Raw genomic sequence first — 17,869 nt, 5'->3', positions numbered from 1 at the left:
TGCCGGTGGCCGGGGCTGTCGGGCCCGGCCGGGTCGGGCGGAAAGACCAGACCGGCCGCCACCGGCGGTACGGCTGACGAGACGTGAACGACGAGCGGGAGGGGCGGGTCGTGATCGAAGAGCCGGCGTACACCGGTTTCGGTTTCTCCGACGAGGAGTGGGGGCTGCTGGTCGGCCTGCCACAGTCGGTGCTCACCGCGGCGAGCGCCGCCGAGTCCGACGGCACCAAGGCGACGATGGCCGAGGGGGCCGCCGGTCTGGAGACCATCTCCGGCGGGCGGGAGTCGGCCAGTCCGCTGGTGGCCGCCGTGGCCGGCGAGATCGTCACCCGGGTCGGCGACCCGGAGGCCGGCGAGGAACTGCCGGTCATCGAGCCACCGGACCCGCGCGGCTACGCCGAGGACGTGCTGGGCCGGGCCAAGGAGGCGTCGGCGCTGCTGGCGGCCAAGGTGGACGAGGGCGAGGCGGGCGCGTACCGGCACTGGCTGGTGGAGATCGCCGAGCAGGTCGTCGGCGCGGCCAGCACCGGCGGCGTGCTCGGCCTCGGCGGCACCGAGGTCAGCCCCTCCGAGCGCCGCTTCCGCGACCGCCTGGCCCAGGTCCTCAACGACTGAACCCGGGGCAGCTCAACGGGATGCGGCATCTCGGGCCTTCCCCGGTTCGGGTAACCCCGAGATGCCGCATCCCGCGACCGCCGGCAGTGCGGGTCAGGCCACCCGGCGGGGGAACAGTAGGGCGGAGAGGAGCATGGCGAGGGCTAGCAGGCCGAGGCACCAGGCCGCCGCCTGGGTCGGTGCCGTACCGACCGGGGTGTCCAGCAGGAGGCCGCGCAGCGACTCGATGACCGGGGTGACCGGTTGGTGCTCGGCGAAGCCACGCAGCCAACTGGGCATGGTCTCGACCGGTACGAAGGCGCTGCTCGGATAGGGCAGGAACATCACCAGGAAGGTGTAGCCGTTGGCCGCCTCCGGGGTCCGGGCCAACAGGCCGAACGCCGCCGAGAGCCACGACACCGCCAGCAGGAACAGCAGCAGCACCCCGGCGGCGGCCAGCCAGCGCAGCGGCGCGACGGCCGGCCGGAACCCGATGGCCACAGCCACCCCCAGCACCAGCACCGTGGAGACCGCGTTGCGGGCCACGCTCGCCACCACGTGCCCGGCGAGGATGGAGGTGGCGCCCACGTCCATCGTGCGGAGCCGCTCGATCATGCCGTTGGTCAGGTCGGTGGTGACACTGACCGCCGTGCCGGCCGCCCCGAAGCCGGCACAGAGCAGCAGCACCCCGGGCACCACATAGGTCACGTACGCCGAACCGGTCTCGATCGCCCCGCCGAAGAGGTAGACGAAGAGCAGCATCAGGATCACCGGCAGCAGCAGCGAGGTGAGCAGCGCGTCGATGTTGCGCCGGGACAGCCGGACGCAGCGGCCGATCATCACGGCGGCGTGCATCGGCCGGACGGTCAGCTCAGACACGGGCCACCTCCCGCTCGGGGCTCGCCGGACGGCCGGTGAGCGTGAAGAAGACGTCATCGAGGGTCGCCTCCCGGACGGTGAACCGGACCACCCCGTGCCGGTCCGGATCGACCTCGTCGAGCAGGCCACGTACCTGGGGTGCGGTGCCGTCGGTGGCCACGGACAACGCCAGCCGGGCCGGATCGCGGTGGGTCACCCGGTCACCCAACCGCCGCGCCGCGGCGGCAAGGCCGGCGGCGTCACGCCAGGTCAGCTCCAAGCGTTGGGCACCGAACCGGCGTTTGAGGTCGAGCGCCGTCCCCTCGGCGACGAGCCCACCGTCGTGCAGCACCATGATCCGGTCAGCGAGCCGGTCGGCCTCCTCCAGGTACTGCGTGGTGAGCAACACCGTCACCCCGGCACCGGCCAGCTCGCCGATCACCTCCCACAGCCCCTGCCGGCTACGCGGGTCGAGGCCGGTGGTGGGCTCGTCCAGGAAGATCACCGACGGGGCGCCGACCAGACTGGCCGCCAGGTCGAGGCGGCGCCGCATCCCGCCGGAGTAGGTCACCACCCGCCGCCCGGCGGCGTCGGCCAGGTCGAAGCGGTCCAGCAGCGCCGCGGCGCGGGCGCGGGCCGCCGGTGCCCGCAGCCCGGCGAGCCGGGCCAGCATGGTCAGGTTCTCCACGCCGGTCTGCCCGTCGTCGAGTGCCGCGTGCTGGCCGGCGAGGCTGATCGCCCGGCGCACCCGGCGCCGCTGACGCACCACGTCGTGGCCGGCCACCCGGGCGGTACCCGAATCCGGCCGGGTCAGCGTCGCCAGGATCCGCACCGTGGTGGTCTTGCCGGCCCCGTTCTGCCCCAGCAGGGCGTGCACTCCGCCGGTGGGCACCCGCAGGGTCAGCCCGTCGAGCACGACGTGGTCCCCGAAGGACTTGCGCAGATCGACCAGCTCGACCGCCGGCGGTCCATTCGCCATGATCACCCTCCCTAATCTGCGTATGGCATACGCTTATCTGCGTGGACCATACGCAAAAGATATGCTGGCGGTCAACGCCGGCCTGGAGGTGGAGTGAACGGAGACGTTGAGCTGCCCGAGAACGTCGCGCTCGCCTGGGGGCTGCGCGACCGCCCGAGCCGTGGTCCGAAACGCAGCCTCAGCCTCGACCAGGTGGTTGCCGCCGGGATCCAGATCGCCCAGGCCGAAGGGCTGACGGCGGTGTCGATGAGCCGGGTGGCAAGCGAACTCGGCGTGGCGACGATGTCGCTGTACCGGTACGTGCCGACCAAACACGATCTGCTCGACCTCATGGTGGACACCGCGTTCGGCCCGCCGCCGCACCCCCGTGGCGCTGATGAAGGCTGGCGGCCGGCCCTGGCCCGATGGGGTGAGGGCAACGTCGCCGCACTGCGCCGCCAGCCCTGGATGCGGCACGTGCCGATCAGCGGTCCACCGATCAACCCCAACCAGGTGCGCTGGTTGGAGTACGGGCTCGTCGCACTGCGCGGCACCGGGCTACGCGCCAGTGAGCGGATCTCCACGATCATGCTGGTCAGCGGGTACGCCCGCAGCTGGGCCACGCTCACCGCCGACATCGTCGAGGCCGCCGCCCGGACCGGGCAGACGCCGGAGCAGGTGGGCCTGCGCTACTGGCAGCACCTCGCCGTGCTCACCGCGCCCGGCCCGTACCCGGCGATCCACGAGCTGCTGGGCGAGGGCGAAGAGTACGACGACGACGTCGACCTCGAATGGCGGTTCGGACTGGACCGGATCCTCGACGGGGTGGCGGCGATGATCGATGCCCGCGCTGCCGCCTCGTCGCAATGACGGCGGTCAGCACCGCGCCAGCAGGGTCAGCACCGCCCGCTCGGCCTGCTCCGGCGAGGTCCCCTCGGTCACCGGAGCGACCACACCGTCGTGGAACAGATCCACCACCCTCGGGTCCACGTACGAGGCGCGGGCCACCGTCGGAGTGTTGCCGAGCAGCTCCGCCACCTGTCGCATCACCGCCGCCACCGCCCGACGTCGAGCGGTGACCGACCGGGCGGAGGTCACCGCGGCCAGCTCCGTCGCCGCCCGTACCGTCGCGTGCCAGGTGCGGAAATCCTTCGCGGTCATCTCGCCGCCGCTGGCCTCGCGGAGGTAGTCGTTGACCTCGTCGGCCCGTACGTCCCGCCACTGCCGGCCGTCCCAGTAACCGAACAGCCGGTCGGCCGCCCGTCTGCGCCGGCGCAGATCGGTGAGCACCCGGCACAACTGCGGGTCGGAGATCAGCCGTACCTGCTCGATGCCCCCCTTGGCCGGGAACTCGAACAGCACACAACCCCGGCGCAGCCGGGCGTGTTCGGGGCGCAGGGTCGCCACCCCGAACGTCGGATCTTCGCCCGCCGCGTACTGGTCGCTGCCGACCCGGAAAGTGCCCATGTCGAGCAGCCGGGTCACCGTCGCCAGCACCCGCTCGCGGCGCAGCCCCCGTACCGCCAGATCGTGGCCGACCCGCTCGCGCAGCAGCGGCAGCCGGCCGGCCACCTCCAACACGTGGTCGAACTTCGCCTCGTCCTGCCGCTGTCGCCACAGCGGGTGGTAGAGGTACTGCCTACGTCCGGCCGCGTCGATACCGATGGCCTGGATGTGCCCGTTCGGGTACGGCGAGATCCACACGTCCCGCCAGGCCGGTGGAATGACCAGGGCACGCAGCCGGGTCAACTCGTCGGGATCGCGTACCGGCTCGCCGCGCGGGTCCAGGAACGACCAGCCGCTGCCCCGTCGGCGTCGCCGGTACCCCGGCCGACCCGGATCGCTACGCCGCAACCGCACGGTCCACCCGCACCGCCCGCTCCACCTCGTCGACGGCGGCCAGCACCTCGTCCACACCGAGGGCGACCATCGTGGGATGGTCACCTACCCCGTCCCACGCCGGCCATGCCCGCGCGCCGGCCCAGAGCGCCAGGTGCCGTCGGCGCTCCGGCGGTGGCCCCCAACGGGTCGGCGAAACCGGGCCGAACAGCACCACCGACGGGGTGCGGTAGCCGGTGGCCAGGTGCGCCACCCCGGTGTCCCCGCTGACCACCAGGCGCGCCCCGGCGACCAGAGCGGCGAGTTGGGCCAGGTCCGTGCGGCCGGCCAGCACCGCAGCGGCAGGCAACCCGGCCCGGTACGCGATGTCAGCCACCACGGCCCGCTCCGCGGCGCTGCCGGTCAACACCACCCGGTGCCCCCGTCCGGTCAGCTCCCGGGCCAGGGTCGCGTACCGGCCGGCCGGCCAACGCTTGGCCGGCTCCTTCGAACCGGGGTGCAGCACCGTGACCTCGCCGGTCGCTCCGCTCGACGGCGGGCGGCGCAGGTCCAGGTCGGCCGGGTCGGCCGGAATCCCGTACCCCCACAGCAGCCGGCACCAGCGCGACACCTCGTGCTCGTCGTCGTCCCACTCCGGCCCGTCGGCGTGAGACGCCTCGGCGTTGGCGAAGGCGAACATCCGGTCAGGTCGGACGGCGGCCAGCAGCCGGTGCGACCGTGGGCCCCGGCCGTGCAGGTTGACCGCCACCTCCACCCGCCCGGCGGGCTGGCCCAGCCGGTCCAGGCCGGCGGTGGGCAGCAGCCGGTCCACCCCGCCGACCAGCTCGACAAGCGGCCCCAGCCAGGCCGGCGCGGCGAGCACCAACTGCTGGTCCGGGTAGGCCACGCGCAACGCCCGCAACGCCGGGACCGCCGTGGCGAGATCACCGACGCCGAGGGCGCGCAGCGCCAGGATCACGGGTACGACGTCTCCTGGTCGGCGCAGACGACCATCTCGCGGATCGCGCAGCCGGCCGGCTGGGACAGGGCGAACATGATCGCGGCGGCGGTGTCGGCCGGATCGTTGAGGATCGCGTCCGCTCCCGGCCGGTACTGCGGGTCGCGCTCGTCGAAGAAGGCCGTCCGCATCCCACCCGGGATGAGCAGCGTGACACCGACCGTGCCGGCCAGTTCGGCGGCGAGCGCCCGGGTGAAGCCGACCACCCCGAACTTCGCCGCGCAGTACGCCGTCGCGTCGCTTACCGCCTTGATGCCGAGGGTGGAGGCCACCGTCACGACGGTGCCCCGGGACTCGGTAAGGAACGGCAGCGCGGCCCGGATCACCGCGGCGGTCGCCAGCAGGTCGACGGCGACGATCCGGTCCCAGGTCTCGCCGGGCACGTCGGCGAGCCGACCGGGTACGTCGATGCCGGCGGCGGTGACCACCGCATCCAGCCCGCCCACGCGTTCGGCCAACTCGCGGGTGGCCGCCTCGGCGCGGCGGGTGTCGGCCAGGTCGCACTCCGCCCAGGGCACCCCGTCGGCCGGCGCCTGCCGGTCCAGCACCAGCGGCCGACCACCGGAGGCAGCCACCGCCGCCACCACGGCCGCGCCCAGTCCGCTGGAGCCGCCGGTGACCAGCACCGTCCGCCCGGTGGCCGGCGCGCTCACCGGACAAACCTCGTTCGCGACTGCGGGGCTCGCAACACCGGCTCACTCCTCACGCTCACCGGACGACCTCCGTCCGGGTGACCGTCGCGGCGATCATCTCGGTGGTGGAGCGCCCGTCCAGGTAGGGCACCACCACCGTGTGACCGCCCCACCGGCGCAGGATCTCCGCCTCCGGCAGGCCGTCGCCGTCTCCGCCGCCGGTGGCGTAGTCCCCGCCCTTGACCCAGATGTCCGGGCGCAGCCAGGACAGCGCCGCTTCCGGTGTCGGCTCGTCGAAGATCATGACCGCGTCGACACAGCTCAGCGCGGCCAGCAGGCGACTTCGGTCGTCCTGGCGCATCACCGGCCGGTCCGGCCCCTTGAGCCCGGCGACGCTGGCATCGGAGTTGAGGCACACGATCAGGCAGTCGCCGAGCTGCCGGGCGGCCTGCAACGTCGCCACGTGGCCGGCGTGCAGCAGGTCGAAACAGCCACCGGTGGCGACGACCGTGCCGCCGGCGGCGCGGACCCGGGCGACCGCGGCGGCGGAGGCGGCCACCCCGACCCGGTCGCCGGCCACCGCGGCGTGCACCGCCTGCGGGGCGCGCCGCACCGGCGCCGGCAACGCCGTGGCCACCCCACCGTCCGCCACGTACGCCGATGCCTCCGCCACCGCCTCCTGCACCGCCTCGGAGACCAGCGCGCCACGGGCCAGGGCGAGACAGGCGGCGACGGCGAACCGGTCGCCCGCGCCGCAGGTGTCCCCCTCGGCGGCGACCGGGGCGGGCACCATCAGCGGGGTCGACCCGGCGTGGCTGAGCAGCGCGCCGTCGGCACCGAGGGTCACCGCGACCGCCCCCGCCCGCCACCGCTGCCGCAGCCGCTGCGCACCCTCGGCGGCGGTGGCCAGCCGGGTGGCGCCGACCGGCGCCTCCATCAGCTCCCGCACCTCCGCCTCGTTCGGGGTGACCAGGTTCGCCCCGGGTACCGCGGCGGGCCCGCGAGGGTGCGGATCCCACACCAGCGGGGCGCGGATCGAGGCCAGGGCCGCGCGCAGCGCCGGCTGCCGTGCCACCGCGCGGCCGTAGTCGCTGACCAGCACCACCGATGCCCGGTCCAGAACGCGCAGCACCGCCTCGCCCGGCTCGCCCAACTCCCCCACCCCGCCGCCCCGGTCATGGCGCAGCAGCACCCGGCCCCCGGACCGCAACCGGATCTTCTCCGGGGTCGCGCCGGCCAGTCGCAGCGGATACACCTGCACCCCGGCGGCGGCGAGCAGCACGCTCAGCCGGGCCCCACCGGCGTCGTCGGCCAACGCGGTCACCAGCACCACCTCGGCACCCTGTGCGGCGGCGAAGACGGCGGAGAGCCCGGCGCCGCCGGGCCGGTCCACGTGCGCGATCTCGTCGAGCACGGGCACCGGCGAGTCCGGACAGAGCCGGTTGACCACACCCTCGACGTCCCGGTCGAGCAGGGTGTCGCCGACCACCACCACGGGTCCCGTCACGCTTGCCTCCTCACGCCTGCACCGGCCGGACGGCGCCGCCGTCCAGCACCACCTCGACACCGGCCCGCACCGCGCCGGCCGCTGGCGCCGTCGGTGCCAGCTGATCCGCCATCGCCTGCTCGACGTACTCGCAGAGCAGGTGGCTGGAGACCAGATGCAGTTCCTGGACCACCTGGGTGTCCGGCGAGTCCACGGCGAGCACCTCGTGACACGCCTCGGCGAGCGGGTTCGGCGCCGGCCCGGTGAACGCCCAGCAGCGCAGCCCCGCCTCCCGACCGGCCCGGGCAGCGGCGAGCAGGTTGCCGCTGCCGCCGCTGGTGGACAGCAACAGCAGCACGTCGTCAGGTCGGCCGTGTGCGCGGACCTGACGGGCGAACACCTCCTCGTAGCCGTAGTCGTTGCCGATCGCGGTCAACGCCGACGTCTCGGCGTGCAGCGCGATGGCGGACAGCGGCTGACGGTCGTCGCGGAGCTTGCCGACCAGCTCGGCGGTCAGGTGTTGCGCCTCGGCGGCGCTGCCACCGTTGCCGGCGACGAGCAGCCGACCGCCGTCGGTGAGCCGCCGGGCCAGCGTCGCGCCCCACCTGTCGAGCAGCGGCTCGCAGCGCCGGAACGGCGGCAGCGCCGCGGTCAGGTGGGCCAGGTGCGCGTCGAGCAGACTCATCAGGCCACCACCCGGGTCGGTCGATGCACCGCTGCCACCTCGTCGTAGACCTCGGCGAGGCGCTGTGCGGTGACCGCCCACGAGTAGTGCCGGCGGGCTCGGGCCCGGGCCGCGCCCGCGTACGCGAACCGGCGGATCCGGTCGTCGAGCAGCGCCCGCAGCGTCTCTCCCAGCGCCCGCGGATCCCGCGCCGGCACCAGATCGCCGGTGACGCCGTCGACCACCGTGTCCCGCAGGCCGCCGACGGCGGTGGCCACCACCGGCACGCCGCACGCCATCGCCTCCAGCGGGGTCAGCCCGAACGGCTCGTACCAGGGCGCGGCGACCAGGATGTCCGCCGATCGGTACCAGCGGCCCATCTCCTCCCGGGGCACCGCACCCACCAGCCGGACCCGGTCGGCGACGCCGCAACTGCCGGCGAGGGCCCGCAGCCGCCGGGCGTACGGGTCGGTCTCCAGCAGGCCGGCGGGTGGCCCACCGACCACCACGCACTCGGCCTCGGGCACGTGCGCCATCGCCCGTACCACCGTCTGGAAGCCCTTGCGTTCCACCAACCGACCCACGGTGAGGATCCGGGCCCGCCCGGGCTCTCGCTCGGCGGCCGGCCCCAGCGGGGCGAAGGTGGCGAGGTTGACACCGGACGGGACGACGGTCATCGCCGACCGGGGCACCCCCATCCGGACCAGCTCACCGACCTCGTCGCGGCACTGCGCGATCACCCGGTCGACCGAACGGCCCAGTTGGCGCTCGTAGCCGATCCGCCGGGCCGGGCTGGTGTCCTGCACCCCCTGGTAGCGACGCTTCACCGTGCCGAGCGCGTGGTACGTCTGCACCACCGGCACCCCGGTCTGCCGGCCGGCCTCCAGCGCGGCGAGCCCACTCATCCAGAAGTGCGCGTGGATCACCTCGGGGGCCCAGTCCCCGCCCCGCCACCTGTCGATCAGCCAGGCGCCGAACGGGCGCATGTGCGGCAGCAGGGCGTCCTTCGCCACCGGCTCGGCCGGTCCGGCCGGCACGTGCACCACGTCGTAGCCGTCCGGACTGCGTACGGTCACCGGTAGGTCCACCGCGTCGCGGCGGGTGTAGACCCGCACGTCGTGCCCGGCGGCGGCGAGCGCGGCGGAGAGTTCCGCGACGTGCGTGTTCTGGCCACCGGCGTCCTCGCCGCCCAGGATGGCGAGCGGGCTGGCGTGCTCCGAGATCATCGCTATCCGCATACTTCCTCCTCCAGCAGCCGGTCCCAGTCGGTGAGGAAACGGTCGAGGCCGTAACGTTCACGAGCGGCGGCACGGGCCTCGGCGCCGGCCTCGCGCGCCCGCTGTGGTTCGGCGACGAAGCGGCCGGCGGCCGCCAGCAGGGTGTCGACCCGGGTGGAGAGGGCGTTGGCACCCGTTGGCACCGCCATCGCCGCCTCGGTGGTGGCCAGCGCCACCACCGGCATGCCCATCGTCATCGCCTCGATCAGGCTCAGCCCCAGCGACGTCCACCGGCACAGGTGCAGGTACGCCCGGCGGCGCGCCAACTCGGCGTGCATCCGGTGCTGCGGCACGTCGTCGTGGCTGGTCAACCGGTCGGCCGGCAGACCGAGGTGCTCGGCCAGCCCGGCGACCTTCATGCCGAAGACGTCCAGCGGGGCGATCTCGGCGAACCGGGGCAGCAGGTCGGTGCCGGTCACCCGCCAGCGGCGTACCGGCTCATTGATCACGACGGCCAGCCGGTCCAGTTCGCCGGTCCAGGCCGCCGTCGGCGCCACGATGCCGTGGTCGACGACCGTGGTGCGGGTGGTGCCGGTGTCCCAGAACAGCTCGTTGAACGCGGTCACGTGGGCGACGAGCAGGTCGTCCCGGTCGGCCATCGGGTGGCGGCTGTTGGGGACCTGGCCGTCCTTCGGAGTGTTGTGCTCCACGTAGACGGCCGGCAGGTCCCGGCCGGGCCGGCGACCGAGCCACTGCTCGGCCAGGTCGATCTCCTCGGGGCGTTGCAGGATCACCACGTCGACGTCCGCGGTGCGCAGTTGCTCCGGGCTCACCTCGGCGGCGCTCTCCGGCCAGGTGTACGTCCGGGCGCGGCCCAGCCCGTACGGTCCCCGGTCCGGGGTGGCCGGGATCAGGTAGCGGTGCTTGCCGTGCACGAACGAGGTGGTCCAGGAACCGTGCACGTGCCAGAGCAGGATGTTCATCGGCCGCCCCCACCGCCGACGGTGGCTACCTCGGGCGCCGCCCGGGGCCCGGCCGGTCCGGCGGACACCCGGTCCGGCGCCACACCGAGCAGGCGCAGCGCGTCGAGCACGGCACCCGGTTCGATGTCGCTGAGGCAGGGATGCCCGGGTACCGGACACCGTGCGGCCCGGGTGTCGCGGCAGGCGGCGGTGGCGTCACCGAGGCGTACCGTCGGCACCCGCCACGGCCCCCACTGTCCGAAGGGGACGGTGGGGGCGAAGAGGCTGACCACCGGCACGCCGTACGCGGCCGCCAGGTGCGCCGGTCCGGTGTTGCCGACCACCACCGCGCCGGCCCCGGCCACGATCCCGGCCAACTCGGCCAGGCCGGTGCGGCCACCGAGGTCCCGACCGTGCCGTCCGGCAACCCGCGCGGTGAGGTCCCGCTCGGGTGGACCGCCGGTGACCACCACCCGGTACCCGGCGGCGCTCAGCGCGTCGGCGATCCGTTCGGCCAACTCGGGCGGGCAGCCCCGGGCCGGCGCCGCCGACCCGGGATGCAGCACCACGTAACCCGGTTCGCCGGCCTCTGGTCGCGGCGGGACCGGTCGCAGTCGCAGGTGCGGTTCGTCGCCCTCGCCGAGCAGGTAACCGGCGGCGGCGGCCAGGGAGAGGGCCCGCTCGGCCTCCGGCACGCCGACCGGCACCCGATGCCGCACGTCCAGCAGGCTGCCCGGGTAGTCGTCGCTGATCGCCGCGATCCGGGCGACCCCGGCCATCCGCAACAGCAGCGCCAAGGGCAACGGCGACTGATGGAACGAGGTGAAGATGACCGCCTCGTCGGCGGCGACCGCCGCCATCCGGCTGACCAGGGTGGCCATCTCCTGCGGATCCACCGGCGCGGGAGCCGGGTCGATCCAGGGCAACCGGTGCTCGATCACCTCGTCGACGCCGGGCAGCAGGTCGGCGGCGGCCCGCCCCCGGGGCCCGCAGAGCAGCACCACCCGCTCGGCTCCGGCGGCGACCGCCCGGATGCCCGGTCCGGTCACCAGCACGTCCCCCGCCGAGTCCGACCGCACCACCAGCACGGTGCGACCGCCACCGGGGCGTCCCGCGCCGGCTCGCCGGACACCTGTGGCACCGGACCGGTGCTGCGGGCCCGACGTCGGCTCCGCCGGGCTCAGTGCCGCCTGGCGTCGAAGGATCTCGGTAACGGCCGTGGCCAGGTCGGCGGCCACCCACGGGGCCGCCGCCACTTCCTCGGTGCGGGTCACCGGCGTCGGGACCAGGATGCCGGCCGCACCGGCGGCCAGGGCCGCCGTCACGTCGCGGCCGATGTCACCGATCAGGGCGCAGCGGGCAGGTACGGTGCCCAACGCTCGGGCCGCGGCGTGCACCAGGCCCGGTCTCGGCTTGCGACACGCGCAGCCGTCCCCGTCGTCATGGGGACACACGTGCCAGGAGTCGAACGGGCCGAGCAGGGCCTCGATCCGGCGGTGCACCCGGTGCAACTCGCCCTCGGTGAACAGCCCCCGAGCCAACCCGGACTGGTTCGTCACCACGGCGAGCTTCAGTCCGGCCGCCCGCAGCCGGTCCAACGCCGCGCGGGCGCCCGGCATCGGGCGCACCTTGTCCGGATCCGAGTTGTACGGCACGTCCTCGACCAGGGTGCCGTCGCGGTCCAGCAGGACCGCGTCGAACAGGACCGGGCGGGACACGGTCCGGCCGGCTTCGGCCAGCAACCCTGCTGACCTGCGCTGATCCGGCTCCCCATGGTCCTTTCGCACGGGCGGCGGGTTCCCTGCGCCCCGATGAGTAAACGTCACCCGCGACGCGGCCGAGGACACCGCGCACCGGCGGCACCCGCACGGCCGCCCGCGGTTGGCCTTACCCGCGGTCCCCGAGAAGCTAACCCGGCCGCCTCGTTAGCCGAGGCCACGGGCGGGATACCGGGGGGCGGTGGCGGTGGTGGAGAGCCCTGGACCGGCTCTCCGACATCGCCCGCCGGCAGAAGGAACCGGACTGATCGCGGGGCACGGCGTCGGGGAGCCATTTCACCCCGGAAGGGACAAGTGGCTACGCTCACGGGTGACCCTGTCCGCAGACCGAGGATGTCCCCCATGATCGAACCCGTCCAGTTGCCCTCGCCGTGGCGGGACGTGCGCCTGACCGTCGTGGTCCCGACCTACAACGAGGCCGGCAACCTGCCGGTGCTGGTCGAGCGTCTCCTCACGCTGCCACTGCCCGGCCTGAAGGTGCTGGTCGCCGACGACAACTCCCCCGACGGCACCGGTGAGGTCGCGGACAAGCTCGCCATAGAGCATCCGGAACGCGTGCAGGTCGTGCACCGGCCGGGCAAGGAGGGTCTGGGCCGGGCGTACGTGGACGGGATCGGCCGGGCCCTCGACGGCGGCGCCGAGTACGTGGCCCAGATGGACGCCGACCTGTCCCACCCGCCGGAGGCGTTGCCGGGGATGCTCGGCGCGCTGCTGTCCACTCAGGCCGGTGTGGTCATCGGGTCACGTTACGTGCCCGGCGGCGAGCTGGACGAGAACTGGCCGCTGTACCGGCGGGCACTCAGTGGCTGGGCGAACCTGTACGTGCACACGCTGCTGCGGGTACGGATCCGCGACCTCACCGCCGGTTTCAAGATCTGGCGGGCCGACGCGCTGCGCGACATCGGGCTGGAGCGGGTGCAGTCCAACGGCTACAGCTTCCAGGTCGAGATGCACTACCTGGCCACCAAGCTGGGGCACACCATCCTGGAGGTGCCGATCCGGTTCGAGGAGCGACGCGACGGCGCCTCGAAGATGACCACCGCCACCAAGATCGAAAGCGCGCTGATGCCGTTCAAGCTCCGTACCCGGCACCGCAACATCGAGCCCTGACCTGTCGGTTCGGCGGTCACGCGTAGACGGCCCGGTGCGCGGTGGCGATCGCCCGTTGGTACCACCCACCGGTGAGCGCCCGGTCGCGAGCCAGGGCGGCCCGGGCGGCGTTCGCGCCGGGCGCGCCGTGCACCCCGCCGCCGGGGTGTGCCGACGAACTGGCCAGGAATAGCCGGTCCACCGGAGTGTCGGCGCGGCCGAGTCCGGGTACCGGCCGCAGGAACAGTTGCTGGTACGGGGCGGCGGTGCCGCCGCCCAGCGCGCCGCCGACCAGGCTCGGGTTGGCCTCCTCCAGCTCGGCCGGGCCGGCCACGTGCCGGCCCACCACCAGGCTGCGGAAGCCGGGGGCGGCGGCTTCCAGCACCGTCTCCATCCGCTCGACGTGCGCGACGATGTCGTCGGCCCGCCAGTGCCGACGGAACGGCAGGTGGGTGTACGACCAGAGCGACTCGGTGCCCGGCGGCGAGTGACTCGGATCCGCCACCGACATCTGCCCCACCAGCAGGAACGGATCCGGTGGCAGCTCGCCCCGGGCCAGCGTCGCGGCATAGCCGGTCAGCCCGTTGAGATCCGCACCCAGGTGCACGGTGCCGACGGTGGACAGGCGGCGGTTCGTCCAGGGCATCGAGGCGGACAGCGCCCAGTCCACCTTCAGCGTGGACCCGTCCCAGCGGAAGTGTTCCAGGTCGGCCACCAGCCGCGGGGGCAGCACGGCTGGGCCGACCAGATCCAGGTACAGCGCGGGCGCGGGCACGTCGGCGAGCACCGCCCGACGGGCCCGCCAGTTGGTGCCGCCGACGGTGCGTACGCCCATCGCCCGACCCCGGGCGACCAGGATCCGGTCCACCCGGGCACCGTAGAGGATCCGGCCACCTCGCTCGGTCAACCGGGCCACAAGCGCGTCGGTGATCTTCTGCGCGCCGCCTTCCGGGACCGGCCAGCCGACCTGCTGGCCGAGCATGGCGAGCAGCCAGCCGTAGACGCCGGAGCCGGCCTCCTCGGTGGACAGGTCGGTGTGCAGGGCGCAACCGGCCAGCAGTGCCGGCCCGCCGGCACCGCTGAAGAGTTCCGCACCGAGCCGGCTCGCCGGCAGCACCAGGCGCCGGGCCAGCCGCAGCGAGCCGCTGATCCGCAGCCGGCGCAGCAGGTCGAGGCCGCCGCGTACCGGCGGGAACGGAGTGGTGATCAGCTCGATCATCGGGTCGGCGACCTGCTGCCACTGCTCGTACGCGCTCAGCCAACGCTCGCCGTCACCGGGAGCGAAGGTCTCCAGTGACGCCGCCGTGACGCCGGGGTCGCGGTTGAGCACGGCGGCCCGGTCGTCGGGAAACAGGTGGGCCAGCACGTCGGGGGCGTGCCGCCAGGCGAGCCCGTACCGGGTCAGGTCGAGCCCGCGCAGCACCGGCGAGGCGTAACCGAGCGGGTAGAAAGAGCTGAAAAGGTCGCTCAGGTAGCCGGGCGCGGTCACCTCGGCGGAGCGGACCGCTCCACCGGGCACCCCGGTGGCCTCCAGCACCAGCACGTCCCAACCCGCGTCAGCCAACAGGTTGGCGGCGACCAGGCCGTTGTGTCCGGCACCGACGACGACAGCGTCGGCCCGCTCGGCACCGAGGGAACCCGACGACATCATCCGAGGACGCTACCCCGAGTCGTTGCGGCGAAACGTTTGCCGGGGCCGGGCCCGGGCATGCAGCGCGCCATGTACACGGTCACGCAGCTCATCGGTGGGGTCTGGGGTGCCGGCGGGGAGGCCGGCGAGTTGACGGTGCACGATCCGGCCGACGGCCGGCCGGTGACCAGCGCCCCGGTCGCCACGACCGACGAGGTCGACAAAGCGGTGGCGGCGGCGCGCGGAGTGGCGTCCGAGTGGGCGGCGACGGCCCCGTCGGAGCGGGCCGCGGCACTGCACCGGATCGCCGACGCGGTCGCCGACGTCGCCGACGAGCTGGCGCAGGCGACCACCGCGGAGATGGGCAAGCCGCTCGCCGACGCCCGGGGCGGCGTCGACGCGGGCATCGCCACCCTGCGGCAGTACGCGGAACTCGCGCCCGCCCGGGGCGGCCGTACCCTGCACGGCGATCCCGCCGCGATCGATTTCATGACGCCGCAGCCGCGTGGCGTGGTGGCTGCCATCACGCCGTGGAACGACCCGGTCGCCGTGTCGTGCGGGCTGCTCGGCGCGGCTCTGGTCACCGGAAACGTGGTGCTGCACAAGCCCAGCGAGCGCACCCCGGCGACCGGGTGGCTGCTGGCCCGCGCCTTCGACACCGCCCTGCCGGCGGGGGTGCTGTCGCTGCTCAGCGGGGGTCCGACGACCGGCGCGGCGTTGGCCGCCGCCGAGGTGGACATGGTGGCCCACGTGGGGTCCAGCGCCACCGGCCGGGCGATCGCCGAAGCCGCGGCCAGCACCGGTGCCAAGGTGCTGCTGGAGAACGGGGGCAGCGACCCACTGATCGTCGACGCCGACGTCGACCCGAACTGGGCCGCCGGGGAGGCCGCCCTGGGCGCCTTCGCCAACGCGGGCCAGATCTGCGTCGCGGTGGAACGGATCTACGCCCACCGCGACGTGGCCGAGGACTTCGTGGCCGCGCTGGTCGAGCGGGCCGCCGCACTGCGCGTCGGACCGGGGCGGGATCCGGACACCCAGCTCGGTCCACTGGTCGACCGCCGCCATCGCGATCAGGTCCACGGGCAGGTGATCGCGGCGGTGGCCGACGGCGCCCGGCTGCGTATCGGCGGCACCCTGCCGGAGGGGCCGGGCGCCTTCTATCCGGCCACCGTGGTCGACCGCTGCCGGCACGACCTGGCGTTGATCCGGGAGGAGACGTTCGGCCCGGTCGCCGCCGTGGTGGTGGTCGACTCGTTCTCCGAGGCGCTGCGGTGCGCGGCCGACTCACCGTACGGGCTGGCGGCGACCGTGCTGACCGGGTCGATGAGCCACGCCCAGCGGGCCTGGCGGGAGCTTCCGGTGGGCACCGTGAAGGTGAACGCGGTCTTCGGCGGCGCGCCGGCCGGTGCCGCGCACCCGCGCCGGGGCAGCGGTCAGGGCTTCGGCTACGGGCCGGAACTGCTCGACGAGTTCACCGCCACCAAGGCGGTACACATCCAGGCCCCCGGCGGCGGCCACTGGTGAACCGGCGCACCGGACGGGCGTGCCGCAGGGCCCGGTCCGACGCGTACGCCGGCCGGGCCCTGCCGACGAACGGCGGGCTCAGCCCGCCGCGGCCGTCGCGGGTCGGCGAACGTCGGTTCAGCCGCCGCGGGCCTTGCGGGTCTGGCGATCGTTGGCCTTCTGAATGGCCTTGACCAGTTCCGGCTTGGTCATGCTCGACCGTCCCGGCACGTCCAGTTCGCGAGCCACCCCCATGAGGTGTTCCTTGGAGGCGTTCGCGTCCACCCCACCGGCGGTCGGCGCCCGCCGGGTCGGGCCACCGCCGGCGGCCTGCTGGTCGCTGGGGCCCTTGCGGCCCTTCGGCTCCCAGTGGTCGCCGACCTTCTCGAACTCGTGCTTGACGGCGGCGAACGCGGTGCGGTGCGCCCGCTCGCCCTCGCCGTAGGTCTCGACCGCGGAATCGTGTGTCTTCTCCCAGGTACGCTGGGCCTTCTCCGGGGAGCGCCGCAGCGTGCTGGGCAGTACCTCGCGCCCGGGCATCTCGAACCTCCTCCGTGTGCGAGCGATTCGGATTGGCGTACCCCGGCGACGTCGCGGCAAACGTCGGCGGCGTTTGCCGCCGGAGCGGGCCGGGTACCGGCCGGACCAGCCACGGTGCCCACAGTGCCCAGGGAGCGGTCATGACGACGACGAACCCCGACGCCCCGTCGACCGATCCGCCGGTGCCACGGCTACCGGGGATCCGCCAGCTCCGCTGGCAGACCTGGCGTGGCGTGCTGGTCCGGGCCGGACGCAACTACCTACGGGACAACTGCACGGACTGGGCCGCCGCGCTCACCTACTACGGGGTGCTGGCGCTGTTCCCCTCCACCGTCGTGGTGGTGGCCCTGGTCGGTCTGGTCTCCGACGGGGAGCGCACCGTCGACACCGTGCTCGACCTGGCCCGCGACGTGGGCGCCGGCTCGGTGGTGGCGAACGAGAGCTTCGTCGGCGTGGTCCGCGAGGTGGTGGACCAGAACAGCTCCGCCGGGGTGTTGCTCAGCTTCGGTCTGCTCGGTGCGCTCTGGTCGGCCTCGAACTTCATCGCCTCGTTCACCCGGGCCTCGAACGCCATCTACGGCGTCGTCGAGGGGCGGCCGGTGTGGAAGTTGCGCCCGTTGCAGATCGGACTGGCTGCCCTGTCGCTGGTGCTGCTCGCCATCGTGGCCGCCGGTCTGATCGTCAGCGGCCCGGTCGCCGACGCGATCGGTGACCTGGTGGGGGCCGGCGGCGCGGCCCGCACCGCGTGGGCGGTGGCCAAGTGGCCGGCGCTCGCGTTGATCGCGATGCTGTTGATGTCCCTGCTGTTCTGGGTCGCGCCGAACGTGCGTCAGCCACGTTTCCGCTGGCTCACCCTGGGCGGAACGGTGGCCCTGAGCACCTGGGCGCTCGGCTCCTTCGGCTTCGGGTTGTACGTGGCGAACTTCAACTCGTACGACACGACGTACGGCAGCCTCGGGGCGGTGATCGCGTTCCTGGTCTGGCTCTACCTGTCCAATTCCGCGCTGATGCTCGGCGTACAGATCAACGCCGAACTCCAGCGGGGACGGCGGCTCCAGTCGGGCCGGGAGGACGCGGAGGAGTCGGCGTTGCCACCACGGTCGCCGGCCGGTGCGTGACCGCT

General features: G+C 73.9%; 17 protein-coding genes. 5 read left to right on the top strand and 12 right to left on the bottom strand.

Annotation, left to right across the window (positions count from 1 at the left end; genetic code table 11):
* Nucleotides 1-110: 110 nt before the first annotated feature.
* Nucleotides 111-614 carry a hypothetical protein gene (locus ACN26Z_RS11710; protein ID WP_093404837.1) on the top strand — a complete coding sequence of 168 codons (504 nt, stop codon included), beginning with the start codon at nucleotides 111-113 and terminating at the stop codon, nucleotides 612-614.
* A 93-nt stretch (nucleotides 615-707) separates the two neighbouring features.
* Here the strand turns inward: ACN26Z_RS11710 and ACN26Z_RS11705 are convergent, their stop codons facing one another.
* Together ACN26Z_RS11705 and ACN26Z_RS11700 are read right to left on the bottom strand one after the other, a co-directional pair.
* Entirely contained in the window at nucleotides 708-1,472 is a 765-nt protein-coding gene (locus tag ACN26Z_RS11705; protein ID WP_232511244.1) for an ABC transporter permease, read from the bottom strand.
* Entirely contained in the window at nucleotides 1,465-2,430 is a 966-nt protein-coding gene (locus tag ACN26Z_RS11700) for an ATP-binding cassette domain-containing protein (protein ID WP_093404842.1), read from the bottom strand. The genes ACN26Z_RS11705 and ACN26Z_RS11700 overlap by 8 nt, the downstream gene beginning before the upstream one ends.
* A gap of 93 nt (nucleotides 2,431-2,523) precedes the next feature.
* On the opposite strand from ACN26Z_RS11700, the gene ACN26Z_RS11695 reads away from it, so the two are divergent.
* On the top strand, nucleotides 2,524-3,279 hold the full coding sequence (locus ACN26Z_RS11695) for a TetR/AcrR family transcriptional regulator (RefSeq protein WP_093404588.1): 756 nt from the start codon (nucleotides 2,524-2,526) through the stop codon (nucleotides 3,277-3,279).
* A gap of 6 nt (nucleotides 3,280-3,285) precedes the next feature.
* Here ACN26Z_RS11695 and ACN26Z_RS11690 read toward each other — a convergent pair whose 3' ends face one another.
* The 8 genes from ACN26Z_RS11690 to ACN26Z_RS11655 are packed head-to-tail and all read right to left on the bottom strand — an operon-like array spanning nucleotide 3,286 to nucleotide 11,948.
* A complete protein-coding gene (locus ACN26Z_RS11690; protein WP_093404591.1) occupies nucleotides 3,286-4,269 on the bottom strand; it encodes a DNA topoisomerase IB in 984 nt (327 codons plus the stop codon).
* Nucleotides 4,253-5,206: a glycosyltransferase family 9 protein gene (locus ACN26Z_RS11685; RefSeq protein ID WP_421461155.1), complete on the bottom strand. Its 954-nt coding sequence runs from the start codon at nucleotides 5,204-5,206 to the stop codon at nucleotides 4,253-4,255. The genes ACN26Z_RS11690 and ACN26Z_RS11685 overlap by 17 nt, the downstream gene beginning before the upstream one ends.
* Nucleotides 5,203-5,898, bottom strand: coding sequence for an SDR family oxidoreductase (locus ACN26Z_RS11680; protein ID WP_421461152.1), 696 nt, complete (start codon nucleotides 5,896-5,898; stop codon nucleotides 5,203-5,205). The genes ACN26Z_RS11685 and ACN26Z_RS11680 overlap by 4 nt, the downstream gene beginning before the upstream one ends.
* A 55-nt stretch (nucleotides 5,899-5,953) precedes the next feature.
* Nucleotides 5,954-7,384 (bottom strand): PfkB family carbohydrate kinase, encoded by a 1,431-nt coding sequence (locus ACN26Z_RS11675; protein WP_396886617.1) that lies wholly within the window; start codon nucleotides 7,382-7,384, stop codon nucleotides 5,954-5,956.
* Between the two features lie 10 nt (nucleotides 7,385-7,394).
* The gene (locus ACN26Z_RS11670) at nucleotides 7,395-8,048 is read right to left on the bottom strand and encodes a D-sedoheptulose-7-phosphate isomerase (RefSeq protein WP_093404602.1); all 654 of its coding nucleotides are present in this window, start codon (nucleotides 8,046-8,048) and stop codon (nucleotides 7,395-7,397) included.
* Complete coding sequence (locus ACN26Z_RS11665) at nucleotides 8,048-9,265, bottom strand: glycosyltransferase (RefSeq protein ID WP_093404604.1); 1,218 nt, start codon at nucleotides 9,263-9,265, stop codon at nucleotides 8,048-8,050. The genes ACN26Z_RS11670 and ACN26Z_RS11665 overlap by 1 nt, the downstream gene beginning before the upstream one ends.
* The gene (locus ACN26Z_RS11660; protein WP_396886616.1) at nucleotides 9,256-10,227 is read right to left on the bottom strand and encodes a glycosyltransferase; all 972 of its coding nucleotides are present in this window, start codon (nucleotides 10,225-10,227) and stop codon (nucleotides 9,256-9,258) included. Before ACN26Z_RS11660 ends, ACN26Z_RS11665 begins: the two co-directional genes overlap by 10 nt.
* A complete protein-coding gene (locus ACN26Z_RS11655; RefSeq protein WP_396886683.1) occupies nucleotides 10,224-11,948 on the bottom strand; it encodes an HAD-IIIA family hydrolase in 1,725 nt (574 codons plus the stop codon). Before ACN26Z_RS11655 ends, ACN26Z_RS11660 begins: the two co-directional genes overlap by 4 nt.
* 378 nt (nucleotides 11,949-12,326) lie before the next feature.
* Between ACN26Z_RS11655 and ACN26Z_RS11650 the strand changes: the two genes are divergently transcribed.
* Nucleotides 12,327-13,094: a polyprenol monophosphomannose synthase gene (locus ACN26Z_RS11650; protein WP_093404612.1), complete on the top strand. Its 768-nt coding sequence runs from the start codon at nucleotides 12,327-12,329 to the stop codon at nucleotides 13,092-13,094.
* Nucleotides 13,095-13,110: 16 nt separating this feature from the next.
* Here ACN26Z_RS11650 and ACN26Z_RS11645 read toward each other — a convergent pair whose 3' ends face one another.
* The gene (locus tag ACN26Z_RS11645) at nucleotides 13,111-14,724 is read right to left on the bottom strand and encodes a phytoene desaturase family protein (protein ID WP_396886615.1); all 1,614 of its coding nucleotides are present in this window, start codon (nucleotides 14,722-14,724) and stop codon (nucleotides 13,111-13,113) included.
* 69 nt (nucleotides 14,725-14,793) lie between these two features.
* Here ACN26Z_RS11645 and ACN26Z_RS11640 point away from each other — a divergent pair, with 69 nt between their 5' ends.
* Complete coding sequence (locus ACN26Z_RS11640; RefSeq protein WP_093404845.1) at nucleotides 14,794-16,227, top strand: aldehyde dehydrogenase family protein; 1,434 nt, start codon at nucleotides 14,794-14,796, stop codon at nucleotides 16,225-16,227.
* A gap of 117 nt (nucleotides 16,228-16,344) precedes the next feature.
* On the opposite strand, the gene ACN26Z_RS11635 is transcribed toward ACN26Z_RS11640, so the two are convergent.
* Entirely contained in the window at nucleotides 16,345-16,746 is a 402-nt protein-coding gene (locus ACN26Z_RS11635) for a ChaB family protein (protein ID WP_093404617.1), read from the bottom strand.
* 140 nt (nucleotides 16,747-16,886) lie between these two features.
* Between ACN26Z_RS11635 and ACN26Z_RS11630 the strand changes: the two genes are divergently transcribed.
* The gene (locus ACN26Z_RS11630; RefSeq protein ID WP_093404620.1) at nucleotides 16,887-17,864 is read left to right on the top strand and encodes a YihY/virulence factor BrkB family protein; all 978 of its coding nucleotides are present in this window, start codon (nucleotides 16,887-16,889) and stop codon (nucleotides 17,862-17,864) included.
* Nucleotides 17,865-17,869: the final 5 nt, after the last annotated feature.

The organism is Verrucosispora sp. WMMD703 (genome assembly GCF_049178935.1).
GTDB lineage: Bacteria > Actinomycetota > Actinomycetes > Mycobacteriales > Micromonosporaceae > Micromonospora > Micromonospora sediminimaris.
The sequence above is the reverse complement of the archived record's forward strand: the minus strand, read 5'-3'. Positions and strand labels throughout refer to the sequence as shown.